The 20,366-nt window shown below is 63.6% G+C and carries 19 protein-coding genes; 6 read left to right on the forward strand and 13 right to left on the reverse strand.

Annotated elements, in window-relative coordinates; all coding sequences use genetic code 11:
- Positions 1-49 precede the first annotated feature (49 nt).
- Entirely contained in the window at positions 50-1,705 is a 1,656-nt protein-coding gene (locus tag AC1DKY_RS03180; protein ID WP_441602275.1) for a copper resistance D family protein, read from the forward strand.
- Between the two features lie 15 nt (positions 1,706-1,720).
- Here AC1DKY_RS03180 and AC1DKY_RS03185 read toward each other — a convergent pair whose 3' ends face one another.
- From AC1DKY_RS03185 to AC1DKY_RS03200, 4 genes are all read right to left on the reverse strand, one after another.
- Positions 1,721-2,587, reverse strand: a complete 867-nt coding sequence (locus AC1DKY_RS03185; protein ID WP_441602276.1) for a polyprenyl synthetase family protein — start codon at positions 2,585-2,587, stop codon at positions 1,721-1,723.
- A 92-nt stretch (positions 2,588-2,679) separates the two neighbouring features.
- A complete protein-coding gene (ispC, locus tag AC1DKY_RS03190; protein ID WP_441602277.1) occupies positions 2,680-3,885 on the reverse strand; it encodes a 1-deoxy-D-xylulose-5-phosphate reductoisomerase in 1,206 nt (401 codons plus the stop codon).
- Between the two features lie 45 nt (positions 3,886-3,930).
- On the reverse strand, positions 3,931-5,844 hold the full coding sequence (gene dxs / locus AC1DKY_RS03195) for a 1-deoxy-D-xylulose-5-phosphate synthase (protein ID WP_441611206.1): 1,914 nt from the start codon (positions 5,842-5,844) through the stop codon (positions 3,931-3,933).
- A 174-nt stretch (positions 5,845-6,018) separates the two neighbouring features.
- Entirely contained in the window at positions 6,019-6,798 is a 780-nt protein-coding gene (locus AC1DKY_RS03200) for a ferredoxin--NADP reductase (protein WP_441602447.1), read from the reverse strand.
- A 535-nt stretch (positions 6,799-7,333) separates the two neighbouring features.
- On the opposite strand from AC1DKY_RS03200, the gene ahpC reads away from it, so the two are divergent.
- The 3 genes from ahpC to AC1DKY_RS03215 all read left to right on the forward strand — a co-directional run bounded on the left by ahpC (position 7,334) and on the right by AC1DKY_RS03215 (position 11,318).
- A complete protein-coding gene (gene ahpC / locus AC1DKY_RS03205) occupies positions 7,334-7,897 on the forward strand; it encodes an alkyl hydroperoxide reductase subunit C (protein ID WP_441602279.1) in 564 nt (187 codons plus the stop codon).
- 154 nt (positions 7,898-8,051) lie between these two features.
- A complete protein-coding gene (gene ahpF / locus AC1DKY_RS03210) occupies positions 8,052-9,641 on the forward strand; it encodes an alkyl hydroperoxide reductase subunit F (RefSeq protein ID WP_441602280.1) in 1,590 nt (529 codons plus the stop codon).
- 345 nt (positions 9,642-9,986) lie between these two features.
- Positions 9,987-11,318, forward strand: coding sequence for a thioredoxin family protein (locus tag AC1DKY_RS03215; RefSeq protein WP_441602281.1), 1,332 nt, complete (start codon positions 9,987-9,989; stop codon positions 11,316-11,318).
- A gap of 66 nt (positions 11,319-11,384) precedes the next feature.
- Here AC1DKY_RS03215 and AC1DKY_RS03220 read toward each other — a convergent pair whose 3' ends face one another.
- Positions 11,385-11,642, reverse strand: a complete 258-nt coding sequence (locus tag AC1DKY_RS03220) for a hypothetical protein (RefSeq protein WP_046970820.1) — start codon at positions 11,640-11,642, stop codon at positions 11,385-11,387.
- A gap of 258 nt (positions 11,643-11,900) precedes the next feature.
- On the opposite strand from AC1DKY_RS03220, the gene AC1DKY_RS03225 reads away from it, so the two are divergent.
- Both AC1DKY_RS03225 and AC1DKY_RS03230 read left to right on the forward strand, forming a co-directional pair.
- Complete coding sequence (locus AC1DKY_RS03225; protein ID WP_441602282.1) at positions 11,901-12,584, forward strand: aspartyl/asparaginyl beta-hydroxylase domain-containing protein; 684 nt, start codon at positions 11,901-11,903, stop codon at positions 12,582-12,584.
- Between the two features lie 101 nt (positions 12,585-12,685).
- Positions 12,686-13,606, forward strand: coding sequence for a patatin-like phospholipase family protein (locus tag AC1DKY_RS03230; RefSeq protein ID WP_441602283.1), 921 nt, complete (start codon positions 12,686-12,688; stop codon positions 13,604-13,606).
- Positions 13,607-13,640: 34 nt separating this feature from the next.
- Here the strand turns inward: AC1DKY_RS03230 and AC1DKY_RS03235 are convergent, their stop codons facing one another.
- From AC1DKY_RS03235 to AC1DKY_RS03270, 8 genes are all read right to left on the reverse strand, one after another.
- Entirely contained in the window at positions 13,641-13,844 is a 204-nt protein-coding gene (locus AC1DKY_RS03235) for a hypothetical protein (RefSeq protein WP_441602284.1), read from the reverse strand.
- 132 nt (positions 13,845-13,976) lie between these two features.
- Positions 13,977-14,516 carry a Dps family protein gene (locus AC1DKY_RS03240; RefSeq protein ID WP_441602286.1) on the reverse strand — a complete coding sequence of 180 codons (540 nt, stop codon included), beginning with the start codon at positions 14,514-14,516 and terminating at the stop codon, positions 13,977-13,979.
- A gap of 90 nt (positions 14,517-14,606) precedes the next feature.
- Positions 14,607-15,299, reverse strand: coding sequence for a YoaK family protein (locus tag AC1DKY_RS03245; RefSeq protein WP_441602287.1), 693 nt, complete (start codon positions 15,297-15,299; stop codon positions 14,607-14,609).
- A gap of 42 nt (positions 15,300-15,341) precedes the next feature.
- Complete coding sequence (locus AC1DKY_RS03250) at positions 15,342-16,763, reverse strand: alginate export family protein (protein WP_441602288.1); 1,422 nt, start codon at positions 16,761-16,763, stop codon at positions 15,342-15,344.
- A 49-nt stretch (positions 16,764-16,812) separates the two neighbouring features.
- Positions 16,813-17,718 (reverse strand): glyoxalase, encoded by a 906-nt coding sequence (locus tag AC1DKY_RS03255; protein WP_441602289.1) that lies wholly within the window; start codon positions 17,716-17,718, stop codon positions 16,813-16,815.
- A gap of 19 nt (positions 17,719-17,737) precedes the next feature.
- On the reverse strand, positions 17,738-18,202 hold the full coding sequence (locus tag AC1DKY_RS03260) for a DoxX family protein (protein WP_441602448.1): 465 nt from the start codon (positions 18,200-18,202) through the stop codon (positions 17,738-17,740).
- Positions 18,187-20,067, reverse strand: coding sequence for an amidohydrolase (locus AC1DKY_RS03265; protein WP_441602290.1), 1,881 nt, complete (start codon positions 20,065-20,067; stop codon positions 18,187-18,189). Before AC1DKY_RS03265 ends, AC1DKY_RS03260 begins: the two co-directional genes overlap by 16 nt.
- Complete coding sequence (locus AC1DKY_RS03270; protein ID WP_441602291.1) at positions 20,064-20,342, reverse strand: DUF1427 family protein; 279 nt, start codon at positions 20,340-20,342, stop codon at positions 20,064-20,066. The genes AC1DKY_RS03265 and AC1DKY_RS03270 overlap by 4 nt, the downstream gene beginning before the upstream one ends.
- Between the last annotated feature and the right edge of the window lie 24 nt (positions 20,343-20,366).

A 20,366-nucleotide genomic window follows, 5' to 3' on the forward strand; every position in this document is an offset into this window, starting at 1 on the left:
CCGCCTTTCGCACTGAACCCGCGCACCAGCGCTGACCAACGGACATCCCGTGGCTCTCCTCGTCGATATCTTCGGCTACCTGAGCATCATCCTGCATGGGTTGGTGGTTGTCGCCCAGTCCATGATGCTTGGTGGTTTGCTGTTCCTGGTTTTTCTGCTGCATCCGCTGGCATCGCAACTCGCGCAAGGCGAACAGCTCGAACAACGTGTCGCTCGCCTGGCGCGCTGGAGCGCGTGGGCGCTGCTGCTGTGTGAATTGGCGACGACAGCACTGCAGGTGTCCGTGCTGATGTCCACCGTGGAACTGCCCCTGGGCAATGTCATGCAGGCATCGTTCGCGGTGGCGGCCAGCATCAAGATGCTTTGCGCGCTGGTCATTGCGCTGAGCCTCAGGCCATCCACGCTGACGCAGGCGTATGGGCGATGGCTGCTTATGCTGGTTGGCCTGATCGAGCTTGGTGCCGCCACCATGACCACGCATGCCTATGCGCGCCTGCAAGACAGCGCGCTACTGCTGGTGGTGGAAGGCCTGCATCAGTTCGGCGCGGCGATCTGGATTGGCGCGATTCCCAGCTTTGTGCTCGTGCTAGGGCGGCTGGACGACGCGGAAGGATTGCGACGGATCGGCTCCGGTTTCTCGCGTATGGCCATGCTGGGCGTCGCCTGCATCCTCGTATCCGGCATCACCATGTGGGTGTACTACGTGGGCGATATGCAGGGCTTTTACGGCACGGCCTACGGCGTGATGGTGGGAGCCAAGATCGCCATGTTCATCGGTTTGCTGGGTTTGGGGTTGGGCAATCTTCTGGTGACCGAGCGCCTGCGCAAACGACACGATGCATCGGTGATCCGGCTGCGTCGCTTTGCCGAGGTGGAAATTGGTATCGGCTTCACCATCTTCTTTGCGGCGGCATCGCTGACCTCGGTGCCGCCCGCCGTCGACCTCACGACCGATCGCGTGAGTCTGCACGAGATTGCCGAGCGCAACGCGCCAGCGTGGCCGCGACTGGACTCGCCCGATCACGACATGCTCGCCATCTCGCAACGGCAGGCGCAACTCGACCACGACGCACGACGCGACAACCACGAGGCGGAGGCTGCCACGATCCCCGGCTCGGGCATCCTGCCGCCACGCAATGCCCAGGACATCGCGTGGTCGGAATACAACCATCACTGGGCCGGCATCTTTGTGTGCCTGATCGGATTGCTGGCCCTGCTCGGCAGCGCCGGCGTGCGCTGGGCGCGCCACTGGCCGCTGCTGTTCCTGGCCATGGCCGGCTTTCTGCTGGTGCGTTCGGACCCGGAAGTGTGGCCACTGGGGCAAACCGGCTGGTGGGCCGCGTGGCGCGACGTGGAAGTGGCACAGCACCGCTTCTTCGTCGTGCTTATCGTGCTGTTCGGCACGTTCGAATGGGCCGTGCGCACGGGGCGTTGGAAGAGCGGGCGCGCCGCCCTGGTCTTTCCGCTGCTGGTCGCGGTGGGCGGCGCGATGCTGCTGACCCACAGCCATCAGATTTCCAACGTGAAGGACCAGCTGCTGATCGAATTGACCCACACGCCGCTTGCACTCGCCGGCGTCACCGCCGGCTGGGCACGCTGGCTTGAAATACGCCTGCCTGGACGCGGTGGGCGAATCGCCGGCTATGCCTGGCCGGTGTGTTTCCTGCTGATCGGCGTGATCCTGCTGTGGTACAGCGAGGCCTGATCGCGTCGCTCGCCGTCAACGGATGCGGTGCACGATGGCGTCCGCAAGGCCCAGCAGGTGCGCCGCGCGCTCACCAAGCGGCAGCAAAGCGACACGCGCACGCTCACCCAGCTCCTCAGCCAATGCCCGCGAGGCTTCGAGGCCGAGCAGCGATACATAGGTGGGTTTATGGTCCTGCGCATCTTTGCCAGGCGTCTTGCCCAGCGTCGCCGCATCGGTGGTCACATCGAGTATGTCGTCGACCACCTGAAAGGCGAGACCCACCGCGCGCTGATACTGGTCCAGCGCGGCATGCAGGTCCGGCAACATCGGTGATGGCCCGGTGTGCGCGCCCATGAAGATCGACGCACGCAGCAAGGCGCCGGTCTTGAGTCGATGCATCCGCTCCAGTTGCTCGCGCGCCAATACCTGGCCGACGCTGGCCAGGTCGATCGCCTGTCCGCCGACCATGCCCTGCGAACTGCTCGCGCTCGCCAGCTCCTTCAGCAGCGCGACTTTCTGAGCGGCCGTCGCCGGAAGCTCGCCGATCACAGCGAACGCCTGCGCCTGCAGACCATCGCCCACGAGTACGGCCATCGCCTCGCCGTAGCGCACATGCACGGTGGGCAGGCCGCGGCGCAGCAAGTCGTTGTCCATCGCCGGCAGGTCGTCGTGCACCAGCGAGTAGGCGTGAATCATCTCGATCGCGCTTGCGGCGCCATCGAGCGTTGCCGGTTCGGCGTCCACCAACTCACCCGCGGCATGGCACAACAGTGCGCGCAACCGCTTGCCGCCGCCCAGCGTGGCATAACGCATGGCCTCGTGCAGCGTTGCAGGCTCGACATCGGACGCAGGCAGATATCGCTCCAGCGCCTGCTCGGTGCGTTGCACGATTCGCGGCATCCACCGTTCCAACGGTTCCACGCCCGTGGGCGCATGAGGTGTGGCAGGCCAAAGTTGAACAGCTTCACTCACGGGTACGTCTCCACATCACATCAATGAATCGCCACGACCGCGGACGCCGCCGGCAGCTGCGCCACGAACTGCCGCGCGGTGGCGCGGGCAAGCTCGTCGCCGGCGAGGATGTCTTCCAACGACGCGAAAGGCGCGAGCGCCGGCAGTTGCTGCAGCGCCCGCTCGATCACGCAAGCAATATCGGTAAAGCGGATCTGCCCATGCAGGAACGCATCGACAGCGATCTCGTTGGCGGCATTGAGCGTGACGCTGGCAGTGCAACCGTCACGCAGCACCTGCAGGCCAAGTCGAAGACACGGGAATCGCTCCAGATCGGGCACCTGAAAACTCAAGTTGGCCATGCGCGTGAGATCCAGCGCGGCCACGCCCGAATCGATGCGCTCGGGATAGGCCATGGCATGGGCAATCGGCGTGCGCATATCCGGATTGCCAAGCTGCGCCAGCACCGACTGGTCCGCATACGCCACCATCGAATGAATCACGCTCTGCGGATGGATCAGCACCTCGATGCGCTCGGGTGGCATATCGAACAGCCAGCGCGCCTCGATGACTTCCAGCCCCTTGTTCATCATGGTGGCCGAATCGACCGAAATCTTGCGCCCCATCACCCAGTTGGGATGCTTGCACGCCTGGTCGGGGGTGACGTCGTCGAGTGTGTCGAGTTCGCGCTGCAGAAACGGGCCGCCAGACGCGGTGAGGATGATGCGCTCCGCACCGCCGCCCGCGCACACGTTGGTGCTCAGGCACTGGAAGATCGCGTTGTGTTCGCTGTCCAGCGGCAACAGCGTGGCGCCGTGCTGCGCCACGGTGCGCATGAACAGCGCGCCGGACATCACCAGCGCTTCCTTGTTGGCCAGCAGGATCTTTTTTCCCGCACGCGCTGCCGCCAGCGATGAGGCCAGGCCGGCCCCACCCACGATGGCCGCCACCACGGTGTCGCAGGCGGACGCGCTGGCAACATCAATCAACGCCTGCGGTCCGTACGCTACCGTGGTGGAGAGACGTGCGGCTCGCAGTTTCTGTTCGAGTTCCGCGGCGCCGTCGGCATCACCGACCACGGCCACCTCGGGAAGAAACGCCACGCATTGCTCGAACAGGCGATCGATGCGCTGGTGAGCGGTCAGCGCGAACACACGGAAGCGATCCGGATGGCGCGCCGCCACGTCCAGCGTACTGGTACCGATAGAGCCGGTGGAACCGAGGATGGCCAGGCGCTGCCTACTCATCACTGGATCTCCCGCGCGACCGCTGGCTGGGCGCATTCACCATCATCACGAACGCGCCTCTCGCGCCACGCTGCAACTGGGCTTGACCGACAACACCTTGTCGGCAAAACGCTGGATGGACGCACGGATGCCTTCCGCATCCAGCCCGTAGTGATTGAGCAGGCCCGCCGGGTCGCCGTGCTCGATGAATTCATCGGGCAGGCCCAGGCGCAGCATGGGCACACTGATGCCGGCATCGGACAGAAACTCCAGGCAGGCCGAACCGGCGCCGCCCTGCACGCAGCCCTCTTCCACCGTCACCAGTGCGTCGTGCGATTGCGCCAGTTGGCGTATCAGAGCCTCGTCCAGCGGCTTGACGAAACGCATATTGGCGACCGTCGCGTCCAGCGCTTCGGCGGCGGCGAGGCTGGGCGGAAGCATCGAACCAAACGCCAGGATCGCCACGCGAGAGCCTGCCGCGAGTGCCGTGTGGCGACGCACTTCGCCCTTGCCGATCGGCAGCACCGTCATCTCGGTTTCGATCGCGACACCCGGACCGGTACCACGCGGATAGCGGACCGCCGCCGGTCCATCGTGATTGACCGCCGTATGCAGCATCTGGCGGCATTCGTTTTCATCGGAGGCGGCCATCACCACCATGTTCGGAATGCAACGCAGATACGCCAGATCGAACGCACCCATATGCGTGGCGCCATCGGCGCCGACGATGCCCGCACGGTCGATGGCAAACGTCACGGGCAGGTTCTGCAGCGCCACGTCGTGGATCAACTGGTCGTAGCCGCGCTGCAAGAACGTGGAATAAATCGCAACCACCGGCCGCAGGCCTTCGGTGGCGAGGCCCGCGGCAAACGTCACCGCGTGCTGCTCGGCGATCGCCACATCGAAATAGCGATCGGGAAAGCGCTTCTCGAACTCCACCAACCCCGAGCCTTCGCGCATGGCCGGCGTGATGCCGACGATGCGCGGATCCAGCGCCGCCTCGTCGCACAGCCACTCGGAGAACACCTGCGTATAACTCTTGCGCGCGGCCTTGGCCCCCGACACCAGGCCTACCTTGGGATCGAACTTGCCCGGACCGTGGTACTGGATTGGATCGGCCTCGGCCAGCTTGTAGCCATGACCCTTCTGCGTGATCACATGCAGGAACTGCGGGCCACGCAGCTTCTTGAGGTTCTGCAGCGCGGGGATCAGCACATCCAGATCGTGCCCGTCGATGGGGCCGGTGTAGTTGAAACCGAACTCCTCGAACAAGGGAGCCGGCACGACCATGCCCTTCATCTGCGACTCGAGCCGCAAGGCCAGATGGCTGATCGGTGGAATCGGCCGCAATGCGTAATGCACGCCCTGCCGCGCCTGTTGATAGAAGCGGCTGGAAATCAGCCGACCGAAGCAATAGCGCAAGGCGCCGACCGGTGGCGAGATCGACATGTCGTTGTCGTTGAGCACCACCAGCAGTGGCGAGTCTTCTGACACGCCCGCATTGTTCATCGCCTCGAACGCCATGCCGGCGCTGAGCGCGCCATCGCCGATCACCGCAATGCTGTGGCGCTGCTCGCCGAGGATGCGCGCCGCGTGCGCCATGCCCAGCGCCGCGGAGATCGAGGTACTGGAATGCGCCGTGCCAAACGTGTCGTATTCAGACTCGCTGCGCCGCGGAAAACCGGAGATGCCGCCCCATTGCCGGATGCCGCCCATGGCCTCGCGACGGCCGGTAAGGATCTTGTGCGGATAGGACTGGTGCCCGACATCCCACACCAGTCGATCGCTGGGTGTGTCGAACACATAGTGCAGCGCGATGGTGAGCTCCACGCTGCCCAGGTTGGAGGACAGATGTCCGCCGGTGCGCGACACGCTTTCCAGGATGAAAGCGCGCAACTCGCCGGCCAGCCGGTGTAGCGCCGGCATGTCCAGCTCGCGCAATTGCGCCGGTGAATCGATAGTGCGTAGCAAATCGTACACGACGGACTCTCCTCGGGGCTGCCGGAGTCTCTATCTGGACGTTTCAGTACTTATGCCTGCCGTGGCTACTTCCGACAACAACACCGCATCAACAACCCACGGAGCGATGCCGCGATCCCGAACGCCATGCGCCGGGTCGCCAACTTCGCCATCTTGCCTCCTGCCCGCCTGCATTCACCTTTCGACGAAGGCACGCTCGATCACGTAATCGCCCGGCTCCCGCGTGCGCGGCGAAGCCTGGAAACCGCGACCATCCAACAACGCGCTGGTGTCATCCAGCATCGCCTGACTGCCGCACAGCATCACCCGGTCGGTCACCGGGTTGAGCGGCGGCAGGCCGGCAAAATCGCTCATGCGTTCATCCACGATCGCATCGGTAAGACGCCCGCGATGGCGAAATGGTTCACGCGTGACGCTGGGGTAATACACCAGCTTTTCGCGCACCAGATCGCCCAGATACGTGTGCGACGGCAGCTCCTGCTCCAGATACTGGGCGAACACCAGGTCGCTGATGCGGCGCACGCCATGCGCCAGCACGACGCGGTCGAAGCGCTCATAGGTTTCCGGATCGCGCACGATGCTGAGGAACGGCGCCAGGCCCGTGCCCGTGCCTAGCAGGTACAAATGCTTGCCCGGCTTCAGATCGTTCAGCACCAGCGTGCCGGTGGGCTTGCGGCTGACCATGATGGGATCGCCTGGCTTGAGGTGTTGCAGCCGCGAGGTGAGCGGCCCATCGGACACCTTGATGCTGACGAATTCCAGGTGTTCCTCGTAGTTGGCGCTGGCGATGGAATACGCCCGCAGCAGCGGCTTGCCCTCCACTTCCAGGCCAAGCATCACGAAGTGACCGCTATCGAATCGAAAACCAGGGTCTCGCGTCGTACGAAAACTGAAAAGGCTGTCGTTCCAGTGATGAACTTCGATCACATACTCCGTCGCCAATGCCACCATCACAGCCACCGTTGCCAAGTGAATAGATGCATGCACGCGACCAGACGATTCGACACGCGAGACGGATCTGGCTGTCGAATCGCTGGACCGTCAGTGTCTTGTTACAAGTTTCTGGCGGTGGAAGTCAATCCTGCTTAGTGATGCTTTTTGATAGTCGCGCGATTCATGAAAAACATCGGCACGTATCGATGAATAATCACAAGACAATCACAACACGCCTGTTACGGGCCGCGTGGTTTTGCGCGAACGCAAACGCCTGTTCACGCGCTCGCATCGGAGGCTTGCCGTGCACCCTCCGTAGCGCGATTTGAGTCGCGCTTCGCGCCATGAGCAATGAATCGCCGCGGGGCCCTTGCAACGGCCGCGCATGCCACCACTTCAGGCCGGTTTGCAGGCTCCAAGCATGGCAAGAATGAGCACCCAGGCCGCAGTCTCATAGTCAAGCTCAATGAGCCTGATGCCAACAATCAATTAGACCTATGAAGTCAAACCCCGTAACCTTGCCACTCATCCCACCACAACCAACGGAAAACAACCGATGTCGTTGATCAATACCGAAATCAAGCCGTTCAAGGCACAGGCCTATAAGAATGGCCAGTTTGTCGAAGTGACCGATGCCACGCTGAAGGGCAAGTGGTCCGTGGTGGTGTTCTATCCCGCCGACTTCACCTTCGTCTGCCCGACGGAGCTGGAAGATCTGGCCGATCACAATGATCAGTTCCAGAAGCTGGGCGTCGACATCTACGCCGTTTCGACCGACACCCACTTCGCCCACAAGGCTTGGCACGACACGTCCGACGCGATCAAGAAGGTGCAGTACACCATGATCGGCGATCCGACCGGCGCGATCACCCGCAACTTCGACGTGATGATCGAAGAAGAAGGCCTCGCTCTGCGCGGCACCTTCCTGATCAACCCGGAAGGCCAGATCAAGCTGTGCGAAATCCACGACAACGGCATCGGCCGCTCGGCCTCCGAGCTGCTGCGCAAGGTCAAGGCCGCGCAGTACGTCGCCGCCCACCCGGGTGAAGTGTGCCCGGCCAAGTGGCAGGAAGGCGACAAGACGCTGAAGCCGTCGCTGAGCCTGGTTGGCAAGATCTAAGTACAACAACGTCCTGTCTTGCGGCCCGCTGCATCGGGCCGCCTTGGACCCGGCACCCCGCCGGGTCCTTTTTCCCAAGTTCCAAGACGCACGCAACGCCCGGCAACGACCGCGGTGCTAGCGGCGCTCACCCCGAATAAAGGATGGAGTCACCATGTTGGATGCCGATCTGAAGTCCCAGCTGCAGGCCTACCTCGAGAACCTCGTTCATCCGATCGAGCTGGTCGCATCGCTTGATCAAGGTGAATCCTCGCAGGAGCTCAAGGCGCTGCTGGAAGACATCGCTCCGCTGTCGAGCAAGATCACGCTGCGCCTGGATGGCAGCGACGCGCGCAAGCCGTCGTTCGCGATCAACCGCACCGGCACCGACGTGGGCGTACGCTTCGCCGGCATCCCGATGGGCCATGAGTTCACCTCGCTGGTGCTCGCCCTGCTGCAGGTCGGCGGCCATCCGTCCAAGGCCTCGCAGGAAGTCATCGAACAGGTGCGCAACCTCGACGGTCAGTACCGCTTCGAAACCTTCATGTCGCTCTCCTGCCACAGCTGCCCGGACACCGTGCAGGCGCTGAACCTGATGAGCGTGCTCAATCCCAACATCTCGCATGTGGCGATTGACGGCGCGCTGTTCCAGGACGAAGTGAACGAGCGCCAGGTGATGGCCGTCCCCACCGTCTACCTCAATGGTGAATTCTTCGACACCGGCCGCATGGAGATCGAGCAGATCGCCGCGCGCCTGGATACCAATGCGCATGCACGCACCGCCGAACGCCTGACCAACAAGGCGCCGTTTGACGTGCTCGTGGTCGGCGGCGGTCCGGCCGGCGCCGCTGCAGCCATCTACGCCGCTCGCAAGGGCATCCGCACCGGCGTCGCCGCCGAGCGTTTCGGCGGCCAGGTGCTGGACACCATGGCGATCGAGAACTTTATCTCCGTGCCGTATACCGAAGGCCCGAAGCTGGCCGCGTCGCTCGAGCAGCACGTGCACGAATACGACGTGGACGTGATGAACCTGCAGCGCGCCGAGCAGCTGATCCCGTCCACCACCGAAGGCGGCCTGCATCAGGTGCGGCTCGCCAACGGCGCCCTGCTCAAGGCAAAGACGGTGATCCTCTCCACCGGTGCCCGCTGGCGCAATATGAACGTGCCGGGCGAGCAGGATTACCGCAACAAGGGCGTCACCTATTGCCCGCATTGCGATGGCCCGTTGTTCAAGGGCAAGCGCGTGGCAGTGATTGGCGGCGGCAACTCGGGCGTAGAAGCAGCGATCGACCTGGCCGGCATCGTCGGTCACGTGACCCTGCTCGAATTCGACAGCAAGCTGCGTGCGGATGAAGTCCTGCAGCGCAAACTGCGCAGCCTGCCCAACGTCGACATCATCGTCAGCGCGCAGACCACCGAAGTAGCCGGCGATGGCCAGAAGGTAACGGGCCTCAACTACACCGACCGCTCCAGCGGGCAGTCTCACTCGGTGGCATTGGAAGGCGTGTTCGTACAGATCGGCCTGCTGCCCAATACCGACTGGCTGAAGGGCACGATCCAGTTGTCACCGCGCAACGAAATCGAAGTGGACGCCCGCGGCGAGACCTCGGTGCCCGGCGTGTTCGCTGCCGGCGACGTCACCACGGTGCCGTACAAGCAGATCGTGATCGCCATGGGCGAAGGCTCCAAGGCCTCGCTGAGCGCCTTCGATTACCTGATCCGCCTGCCAGTGGAAGAGGTCGAGAAAGAAACCGTCGCTGCCTGACGAAAGCTGTTCCAACGCCCGGTCCCGTGCTGCCGATCCCCCTCCCGGCGCACAGGGCCGGGCTTTTTTTTGGCCGTCCGTTTGCGGCGAGCATACCCGCAGCCCAGTCATGGCGCGGCTTATAACCCTGCGTGATGCCGACATGAGAAATGCTCATCTGTCGGAGTCTTTCAATCGCTCAAAGCTCGGGTTTTCATACGCCCACACCCTTCTCCAATGGTGCCAGAAGGCAGCGTGGCGGCGCTGCGCCAGGCTTCGACACGGGCCTGCGTCAGGAGGAATGCGGTCAGCGAGACCGCCTCCTACCACCCTCACCTCTCATCCGCGAACCAGAGACACGCCGCCATGTTCAACGCTCTCCGTCGCTCGAAGATCTCGCTGCTTGCCGCCGCACTTCTGGCCTCCCTGCCGATTGCAGGCCTGCACGCAGCGGAAGCCAGGACGCCACTGACCATCGACGAAGCACTTAAGGCGTCCGCCGAACAGCATCGTCCGGTGCTGGTCGATTTCCAGGCGGTGTGGTGCTACTCCTGCTACTACATGGCGAGCCATGTGTTGAATGGACCCGAATGGGATGCCGTCCAGCGCAAGGCCATCGTGGTCGAAGCCGATGCGGACTCGCCGGACGGACAGACATGGATGAAGAAACTCCATGCGTCCTTCCTGCCCAGCTACGTAGTGCTCGATGAACATGGCAACGAGCTGGGGCGCATTTCGGCGGAGCAGCCGCGCGCGTCGTTCTATCCGAAGATCAACGCCATCCTCGCCACCGGCAACACGCTGGAGGGGCTCAGGCAAAAAGCCACCGAGGGCGCGCCGGGCGATGTCGCCAATGTGCTGGAGGCCTATCAGGCACGCGCCGAAGGCAGTGACGGCCTGAACTGGTTCGCCAGCCTGCCTGCAAGCCAGCAACACAACGCACGCACCAACCCACGCGTTGGCCTGGCGCTCGATCAGCTTGCGCTTGCCAAGGCCCGGGCCGCCGACGACAACGCTGCCGTCATAGCCAACGCGCAGAAGGTGCTCGCGCAGGATATCGGCTGCCAGCGTCCCTACGTGCTTGAGAACCTGCTCGACGCCACCGACAAACGTCCTGCCGCCGAACGCAAGTCGCTGCTCGCCGCGCAACGCAAGCCGCTCGATCAGTACGTCAACACGCAGGTGCTCATTGCCAAGCCGGTCTGTGCAGACCAGCGCAGCGCCGTGCTCACCAGTGCGCAGCTCGATGAAGCGCTCGGCGAGCATGACGCAGCAGCAGCGATTCTCGATCGCGCCATCACCCAGACACGCCAGCGCCTCGGCAACAACCTCGCCAGCGACCGCAACCTGGCCGACAACCTGCGCATCTACCTGCTGCGAGCCAAACGCACCGCCGAACTGGACGACTTCCAGCACAAGCTGATCGCCGCCTACCCCGACGACTACGTCTACGCCTACCGCTATGGCCGCAACCTGGTGGAAACCGGCAAGCCGGCCGAAGCCTTGCCGTATCTCGCCCAGGCCGCCGACAAGGCCTATGGCGCCAACCGTCTCGCCGTGGCCCTGCAACGTGTGAAAGCGCTCAAGGCACTGCATCGCGACGACGAGGCCAACAAAGTGGCCGCCGACGTGCTGGAAACCAATGGCCCCTGGTTCAAGCAGCAGGCCGATGCCCTGAAGGCAGCGCTCAAGGCGTAAACGCGCAAGCACACCGCGTCCCGGCGACGGACGCGGTGTGCTGATCAGCGCGCCATGAACGCGCTGCTATTCGCGCAACTGTTGCAGCAAATGCTCCAGCTCGGCGCGCAGCTGACGGACCTGTGACAAAGCCAGGTCACGCTCACGCACTACTTCGTGATGCACCACGAGCGATACCGCGTGCATCGACAAGGTTTTCTTTCTCGCTCGATAACGACGCGCGCGCTCCGCCGCCGTCAGCGCATTGGGCTTGCGTGGACGGCCACGCGGCCGCTTGAACGCCAAGGGCAACGCAAGCGTGCCCGGATCTCGGGGGTCAACCATGGCACCTCCTCCTTTTTTGCGCGCATTTTACGTGACGTCACGTAAAATGCAAGAAAAATCCTACGAAAAAACAGCAAGAAAGGAGGTCTATTTCATCTGCAGCCGCTGCTTGCGGCTGTCGACGCGAGGGCGCCTCGTGCGTTCACGTGACAAGGAGATTCCTGTCGCTACCGTGCAATCGCGGGCTGCCCGAGGACGCGGCCAGGCGATGCCGGGGCGAGTGAGCCCACCGCGCAGAAGAAGAAGGAAAAGCCGAAGATGGATTCGCTCTATGAGCTGTCATCGCGGGCCATCCGCCGTCTCTATGACGCTCGCATCAGCACGCCGCCCGTGCTGGATATCGATACCTACTTTCCCGATGGACATCGTTTTCGCGATGCATGGGAAGTCATCCGTGGCGAAGCGATGGCGATACTTGAGAGCGCCCAGCCCATTCCACGCTTCCACGAGATCATGCCCACGCAGGCGGACATCTCGGCGAACGACGGTCGTGACTGGCGCATGTTCCTGCTCAAGGTTTACGGACAGGACATCCCATCCAACCAGGCGCACTGCCCGTTGCTGACCCAGCTGCTGACCAGGTGCCCCGATGTGTTGTCGGCCACCCTGTCCTTCCTTGCGCCGCACAAGCACATTCCGCGGCATACCGGACCCTTCCGGGGCATCCTGCGTTACCAGCTGAACCTGGAGGCGCCGCTCGGCGTCGATGGCCGCCCCAGCGCCGTACTGTGGCTGGCCGGGGATGAGCATCGCCTGGGCAATGGCGAACACCTGTTATGGGACGACACGTATCCGCACGAGGTGTGGAACCGCAGCGAGCACACGCGGGTGGCGTTGCTGCTGGATGTGCGCCGGACCGACATGCCGCTGGATCTGCGCCTGTTGTCCAGCGCCGTGACCAAGAGCGTGGGCATGGTGGTGCGCTGGCGCGGGTTTTCCTGACCACGCCGGGGGCTGCCATATCCGCCCCGGCTCAGCTCAGCGCGCCATGGCAGCATTGCGGCCGGGCTGTTCGCCCCCATGGAAGGCTACGCCATGCGCACATGGAACAAGACCTGACCTGGGAAGGGGGACGTATGCTCGGCAAAGTGGACGAAATTCGTGAGGTCGACTTCAGCAGGATGGGCACACTGGTCCTCGCCGGCGGCGGCAATCGATGCTGGTGGCAGTCAGGCGCGTTGCGGCATTTGATGGAGCGCGGCATGCGTTTGCCTGCGCAACTGGTCGGCACCAGTGCCGGCGCTGCGGTAGCCGCCTCGTTCCTCGCGCAAGGCGCCGACACGGCACTGCAGACGTGCCTGAGGCTCTATGCCGACAATCCCAGGATTTTCGACTGGTCCGCCCTGCCCAGGCTCAAGCTGAAATTTGCGCACCAGCACGTGTATCCCGCGTGGGTCGATGCGTTCTTGAACGAAGCGACATTCGACACGTTGCGTCAGTCGTCCTCACGCCTGGTCGTGGCCCTTACTCGGCCGGCGCGATTCCTGGGCACAAGGGGATCCGTGGCAGCGGGAACATTGGCCTATCTGGTCGACAAATACCTGTGGAACAGCATTCACCCTCGCCTGCCCAGGGTATTGGGGCTACGCCAGGACTTCATGGTGCTCAACGATTGCTCCGACATCGACACAGCCCAGGCTCTGCTTATCGCAGCCGCGTCCGCGCCACCCATCATGTCCGCGCGCGCGGTCGGGGGCGGGATGGCGATCGATGGCGGTTACACGGATAACGCCCCGATTCCGCTTCAATCGGAAGTGGAGCGATCGAACACACTGGTGATGCTCACCCGTCACTATCCGAAACTGCCGCCGATGTTCAGCTGGCAGGGGCGCAATTATTGGCAGCCCAGTCAACGCATTCCCGTCTCAACCTGGGACTGCACGCCGAAAACGACAGTGCGCGAGGCCTATGATCTGGGGACGCAGGATTCGGTGCATGCCTTGAGTACAGGCTTGCTTCGATAGCTGCGCCGGTTGCGACAGCACGCAGGCGCGACCCTCATCCGTGGTGTTTGTGCGGGCGGGCTGGGATAAACGGCGATACGGGATCGCTGGCCGGAAACGTCTCCTCCAGCGCCTCGTCCTGCAGCGCCTGGCTGTGCGATTCGGCTTCGCTGCGCGCAAGGCGCCTGGCATCGCTATCGGATCGATGGCGACGAAGGTCGCCCGCTTGATCGGTGGGACTTTTCTCTCGGCGTGGCATGGGACTCCTCCGCAGCACAGGCGACGCAAACGCATCGGCAACCCTACTGGCGCCGAACCGCAAGATCAGCGCCACCTGCTCATGCGATGCCCGTGACCAGCGATGCCTCGCCAGCCACGGGCCTCTGACCGGTCAGGCGTGCCGACTGGTTTCGAACAGGAACCACACGCGGCGCTCGGCCTCGTCGATCCAGTTCTCCAGCAGGCTGGCCGTAGCCACGTCCTTGTACTCGTCGCACAGCTCATGGGTGGCGCGCATATAGCCGGCGAGACGCTGGTTGTCCTCGCGCAGCTCGGCCAGCATGTCATCGGGCGTCACGAAGTCCGCATCGTTGTCGGACAGACGGGCAAGGCGCTTGGCATGCCCCAGCGACCTCAAGGTGGTGCCACCCAGCTTGCGCACGCGCTCGGCGATGGGGTCTACGGTGGCGTAGATCTGGTCGGACTGTTCGTCCAGCAGCAGGTGGTAGTCGCGGAAATACGGCCCGGACATATGCCAGTGGAAGTTCTTGGTCTTCAAGTACAGGGCCAGGACGTCGGCCAGCAGTGCATTGAGTTCGCCGGAGATGTCGCGCGTCGCCTTGTCGCCCAGTGCCGAAGGCGTGTTGAGCGCTGCCTTCTGACGGGTCTTGGCGGCCGCGGTGTCGCCCTTGGCCTTGCTAGTCTTGCTCATTGAGATTACTCCGCTGTTGGCTCTAGGGAGGCCCTGATCTATGCGTACGGCGTAGTTCAAGGCATCCCTTAGAGTATGGACCGGTAAATGTCATTTCGATGTCGCTGCCGGCGTGGCGTCGGCGTGGCGCATCAGCGCAGCGAGCGCCAGCAGCGGCGGCACGGCAAAACACCACATGCTGCCGAAGGCATACAGCAGCGCGCCGGCCGCGCAGCCGATGGCGAAAGCCAGCACGGCGAAGCTCATGCGGCTCAGCCGGTCGTTGATGGCGGCCCTCTGATCCTCGGGCACGCCGCAGATGCGGTCGGCCACATCCAGCATGATCTGCGTGGTGGTGCCGGTCATCAGAGTCGATGGCGGCGAGCTGGCCAGGTGCACGCGATGCAAGGCGTTCTGCACAGCCATGGCGCCTACCAGGGTCATGCCGGTCAATGTGGCCGACCAGGTGTCGCCTTGCGGAAAGGGCCCGTAATGAATCGCCAGCACCATGGCCACGATGAACAATGCCAGATTAATCGCCAGCAACGAACGCACCACCGGTTGCCCGACGGCCATCAGGCGATAACGCAACAGCCGCGCCCCGATCACGAACAGGCAGAACACCGGCAACGCAAGCAACTTGGCCACGATGCCGGAAGTGCCATTGACCAGCGCCGCGCCGATGGTGACGAAGTTGCCCGTCACATGCGCGGTGAACAAGCCATGCAGCGCAAGAAAGCCTGCCGTGTCGACATAGCCTGCCATCACGCTGAGGATGGTCGGCAACCAGGATTTTTCAGCCATGCCACTGCGCTCCGGCGGAATCAGGCTCGATCATTGAACGCATCACCACATGAATTTTCCTTCGACGCCGACATAGTCGCCGTCGCGTCCGCCGGCCATGCGTATCGCCCGCCCCACGTCGTAGTGGACAGCTTCCACTGCGCCGGTGAAGTTGGCGTTGAAGACATAGTCGGCGCGCACCTGGCCATACACGCCCGCCCAGCTGCCGCCCCGACCTGCCGTGCCGGGCAAGGGAATATTGGGCTGCACGTAGATCGCATCGGCCGTGGTTTGCCGCCACTGGAAACCCAGTGCCGCCATCAACGTGAAGCGGCTGGCGGGCTTGATGGTCACGCTGGGCTTCACGTGCACCAGGTTGGTGTAACCCGTGAAGCCGGCCAGGGTGAAGTAATAGCCATTGGGAAACAGCGGATTGAAGGTGCCCAGCGTGCCGTCACCGGGATGGCGATCGCCTGAGGCGGCATCGACCTGCAGCCCGAGTCGGGGCGACCAGGGGATCGACCAGGTGTAACCCACGCGTGCGCCGGTGCCCCAGGCATCGATGTCCTTCGCACCCACGTGACCGCGCTGGGCCATGCCCTCCAGGTCCCAGTCGACGCCTGACTGGTTCCCGGCGAAACGCACGTCGTAGACATCGCGCCGCTCCTCGCCCACGGCGTCCAGGTAACGTGCGTTGTCGCGGCTGTACAGCGCGTAGTATGCCGACAACTCGTCCTTGCCCCACAGCAGGCGCTCGACGCGCAAAGTGTTGAAGCGGAAATGGCGGTTGGAGGTATCGTCGAACGGATGCTCGTCCTTGTATTGCACCGGCTGACTCAGAAAACCGATGAAACGCCACTGCCCCGTTTCCCAGTCCGCCCAGATGGCGTCGAACGACTGGCGCACGTTCGGTCCATCGCGCAACGAGACGAAGCGCTGCAGGTCGAACGCGAAATCCTGACGGCCCACGCGCGCCTTGAAGGTGCCATCGGCAAAGGTCCGGACATAGGCGACAAAGGCGAGTCGCAAATCCCAGGGATTGCGATCGGCGCCACCGATCACCTGCTTGTTCACCGTGCGCGCATCCTCAAACTGCACGAAGGCCTGCCAGTAGTTGGCAAAGCGCAGATCGGCGTGCAGCTGGAAGCGCTGCAACAGATAGGTGTTGTTCGGGCTCCCACCGATGCCGAAGCTCGCGGCGTCCGACCATTCCGTCCGCTCACGCAACGTCACGCCGAACGAGAGATAGGTCTTGGGATCGTCCGCACTGAGCGACCAGTACTTCAACGCGTCGCCCCATTGCGTGCGCAACGCGGGATCGGCCAACACGGACCAGTCTTCCTGCCAGCGGTTGCTGCGCAAGGCGGGCCGCTCCGCGGCGCTCTGCACGGGCGTGGCCTGAGTGGAGTCCGCACTCACCTCCTGTGCGCTACTGGTCGATGCGTAGCCCGTGCAGCACAGCGCACCTGCCAGCAAGACGCACACGGGAGCCCCACTGGCCCCCGTGCGCAAGCTTCCTGTTCGAGGCATGGCCTCAATGACCGGCGGCGTGGATCTCGGCCACATAGCCACCCGGGAATGCCACCATTGCCGACTCGCGACCCTCACTGGTGAATGGCTCGACCAGCACCTTCGCGCCATGCGCCTTGGCCTTGCTCAAGGTGTCGGACAGGTTGCCCACTTCGTAACCGGTCATCTCGTGCCCGTAGGGATAAGGCAAATGGCCGTCAGTGACGAATACAGTCATCTTGCCGAAGGTGGATTCGATACGCACGCGACGGAACGTGTCGCCCGTACGACCGATCTCCACGCCAGGCGCCTTGGCCTCATCGGACGCCACCTTGCCGTGCGAGAACGTCACGAAGCTCTTGACGAAGGCATCGACGCGGTCCGGCGACACATACACGCGATTTTCCGGCACCGTCTGAAACGCCGCGTAGTTCGGCGGCGTGGTGTGCCAGTACAACTGCATGTTGACGCCACCGGGCCACTGGATCACCGCGTCGCGGCCGATGGGATCGGGAAAGATCTGCACGATCACGTCGGCGCCGGCTGCCCGTGCGGCTTTGACCGCCACATCGAGATCGGTCACCAGATAGCCGGTGCGTTCGGCGCCGAACGGATGCGGAACCGGCGTGCGGAAACCAAACAACGACACCGTGCCCACCGGCGTCTGCAGCAACTGCGTGCTGGTGCTGCTGGGCGTGGGCGTGACGGTGGCGATGCCTTGCTTGGTGCTCTGGCCGCCAAACGTGGCGAGAAAACTATCGACGAAGGCGTCAACGTCGGCCGGTGCCACATAGACGTGGGTGGTGTCGTACTGCGAACCCACCGCCACCATCGGCGTGGCCGGCGCCTCCTTGGCCACCGCCGGCAGCGATACCGCAGCCACCATGCTGAAACCCAGGGCAAAAGCAAACAATCTTGAAGCGGTGCGCATGGGGAAAGTCCTTGGGAGTTCAGGGATGAGAATGTGCCGCGGCCAGCGTTGCACGTTCGCGCAGGTCGTACCACGCGACGAGCAGGAACCCGCCGACCAATCCGAGGTGCTCAAAAAAAGCGTTCGTCACGCCAAATCGTTCCGCCTCGGGCACGGACCAGAAACGATTGGCGATAAAGGTTGCAGCCAGCGTGAAGACGGCCAGCAACAAGGCGCCCAGCCAACGCCCCTTACCTGAAAGTATGGCCAGCGAGGCACCGAGCTCCAGTACGATCACGGCGACGGTGATCGGCCCGGCGGGCGTCATGCCAAAGTGCGCCGTTTCAGCTACGGCGGCGTCGAAGCCCCAGAGCTTCTGCAAACCGCCCTGCAGGTAGGCCGCGCAAAGCCCCAGCAAGGCCAGCCAGCGTACCCACGGAGCAGCGAGTCGCCCGGCCCAATGGGTGGATGTCAAAAAAGCCCGCATGGCTACACCGCCCAGCACGCGCAACCTAGCGCGCCCCAGAAGGATTTCAGATCAGACACCGGCAAGCGGCTGGACCATGCGTTGGCATGATCGTGCCCATGCACGCCGCAACCGTGGTTGCAGCCGCATGCGGCCTGCGTGATCGCCGGCTGTGCCTGGCGTTGCTGTGCCCATGCGCCATAGCCACCGTAAGTGCGCACCGGCGACCAGTCCGGCATGGCGGCCGGCACCGTCACCTCTTCGAGCGATGCGTAGTCGCCGCTGCCGTAGACCACGCGGCCGCCCACGATGGTAAGCAGCGAGGTGGTATCGGCAATATCATCCTCGGCGCAGGCAAAGAAATCGCGATCCGGCACGATCAGGTCGGCCAGTTGCCCTACTTTGATCTGACCCTTCTTGCCCTCCTCGTTGGAGAACCAGGTGACGTTCTGCGTCCACATGCGCAGCGCCGTGTCGCGATCCAGGCAATTGCTGCGCGGATACAGCGCGAGGCCGCCGACGGTCCTGCCGGTCACCAGCCACGCCAGCGACACCCACGGGTTATAAGACGCCACGCGCGTGGCATCCGTACCCGCCGAAGTGCGCAGCCCTTTCTCCAGCATGCGTTTCACCGGCGGCGTCGCCTGCGCGGCGCCCGGACCGTAGCGCTCGACGAAATACTCGCCCTGGTAAGCCATGCGGTGCTGCACGGCAACGCCACCGCCGAGTGCGGCGATGCGGTCGATGGAGCGTTCCGAAATGGTCTCCGCATGATCGAAGAACCAATTGAGCCCTTGCAGCGGAATATCGCGATTGACCTTTTCGAACACATCCAGCGCGCGACTGATGGTTTCGTCGTAAGTTGCATGCATGCGCCACGGCCAGCGGTTTTCGGCGAGCACGCGAACCACTTCCTCCAGGTCGCCCTCCATCTCGGCTGGCATGTCGGGGCGTGGCTGCCGGAAGTCCTCGAAATCCGCGGCCGAGAACACCAGCATTTCACCGGCGCCGTTGTGGCGAAAGTAGTCGTCGCCCTGTTTGTACTTTGACGTGCTCGTCCAGCGGAGAAAATCGTCCTTTTCCTGTTTGGGCTTTTGGGTGAACAGGTTGTAAGCCAGGCGGATGGTGAGCTGATTTTCCGACGCCAGCTTTTCGATGACAGCGTAATCCTCGGGATAATTCTGGAAGCCACCGCCCGCATCGATGGCGCCCGTCACGCCCAGGCGATTCAATTCGCGCATGAAGTGCCGCGTGGAATTGAGCTGGTAGTCGAACGGCAACTTGGGGCCCTTCGCCAAAGTCGCATAGAGAATGGCCGCGTTCGGCTTGGCCAGCAGCAACCCGGTGGGATTGCCCGCGCCATCGCGTACGATCTGCCCGCCAGGCGGTTCGGGCGTGTCCTTGGTATAGCCGACGGCCCGCAGCGCCGCGCCATTCAAGATGGCACGGTCGTACAAATGCAGCAGGAATACCGGCGTATCCGGCGCTACCGCATTGAGTTCGTCGATGGTCGGCAGCCGCTTCTCCGCGAACTGGTGCTCGGTGAAGCCGCCGACCACGCGCACCCATTGCGGCGCCGGCGTGATCGCCACCTGCTGCTTGAGCATGGCCATCGCATCCGCCAGCGAACGCACGCCGTCCCAGCGCAACTCCAGGTTGTAGTTGAGGCCGCCACGAATGATGTGCAGGTGGTTGTCGATCAGGCCCGGCAGCACGCGCTGTCCTTTGAGATCGATCACGCGCGTGCGCGAGCCGGCCAGCGGCATGATCTCGGCAGCACGCCCCACGGCCACGAAGCGGCCATCGGCGATCGCCACGGCTTCGGCTTCGGGTTGGCCCCGATCGAGCGTGGTGAAACGACCGCCGTGAAGGATCAGGTCAGGCGACTTGTCGACGGCCGTCATGACTGCAGCTCCTTCTTGGCGGGCTTGTTGCCGGCATTGTCCGCGGTTGGCAACTCGCCGCACATATGCGGCTTCACCTGATTGTGCAGCCAGGCGGTTGTCGTCGCCTGGCGATGCATGAAGGTCTTCACCAGCGGCGGCGCCTGCTCACCCAGCAGGATGCCCAACAGACCCACTAGAGCCACCAAGGGCGGCGCTGGCGAACGAACCTGCAGCAAGCCGTAGATGACGCCGACCAGCATGCCGGCAGCAAGCGATATCAGATAGATTTTCATGGCCATGCTCCAGGACAACGACGA

The organism is Dyella sp. 01N448 (genome assembly GCF_056399225.1).

Bases quoted from the DNA above. Each gene is read 5' to 3' on its own strand.
- AC1DKY_RS03185 (WP_441602276.1), bottom strand. From the start codon at position 2,587: ATGCCGCGAATCGTGCAACGCACCGAGCAGGCGCTGGAGCGATATCTG.
- ispC (WP_441602277.1), bottom strand. From the start codon at position 3,885: ATGAGTAGGCAGCGCCTGGCCATCCTCGGTTCCACCGGCTCTATCGGT.
- ahpC (WP_441602279.1), top strand. From the start codon at position 7,334: ATGTCGTTGATCAATACCGAAATCAAGCCGTTCAAGGCACAGGCCTAT.
- ahpF (WP_441602280.1), top strand. From the start codon at position 8,052: ATGTTGGATGCCGATCTGAAGTCCCAGCTGCAGGCCTACCTCGAGAAC.
- AC1DKY_RS03215 (WP_441602281.1), top strand. From the start codon at position 9,987: ATGTTCAACGCTCTCCGTCGCTCGAAGATCTCGCTGCTTGCCGCCGCA.
- AC1DKY_RS03220 (WP_046970820.1), bottom strand. From the start codon at position 11,642: ATGGTTGACCCCCGAGATCCGGGCACGCTTGCGTTGCCCTTGGCGTTC.
- AC1DKY_RS03225 (WP_441602282.1), top strand. From the start codon at position 11,901: ATGGATTCGCTCTATGAGCTGTCATCGCGGGCCATCCGCCGTCTCTAT.
- AC1DKY_RS03230 (WP_441602283.1), top strand. From the start codon at position 12,686: ATGGAACAAGACCTGACCTGGGAAGGGGGACGTATGCTCGGCAAAGTG.
- AC1DKY_RS03235 (WP_441602284.1), bottom strand. From the start codon at position 13,844: ATGCCACGCCGAGAGAAAAGTCCCACCGATCAAGCGGGCGACCTTCGT.
- AC1DKY_RS03240 (WP_441602286.1), bottom strand. From the start codon at position 14,516: ATGAGCAAGACTAGCAAGGCCAAGGGCGACACCGCGGCCGCCAAGACC.
- AC1DKY_RS03245 (WP_441602287.1), bottom strand. From the start codon at position 15,299: ATGGCTGAAAAATCCTGGTTGCCGACCATCCTCAGCGTGATGGCAGGC.
- AC1DKY_RS03255 (WP_441602289.1), bottom strand. From the start codon at position 17,718: ATGCGCACCGCTTCAAGATTGTTTGCTTTTGCCCTGGGTTTCAGCATG.
- AC1DKY_RS03265 (WP_441602290.1), bottom strand. From the start codon at position 20,067: ATGACGGCCGTCGACAAGTCGCCTGACCTGATCCTTCACGGCGGTCGT.
- AC1DKY_RS03270 (WP_441602291.1), bottom strand. From the start codon at position 20,342: ATGAAAATCTATCTGATATCGCTTGCTGCCGGCATGCTGGTCGGCGTC.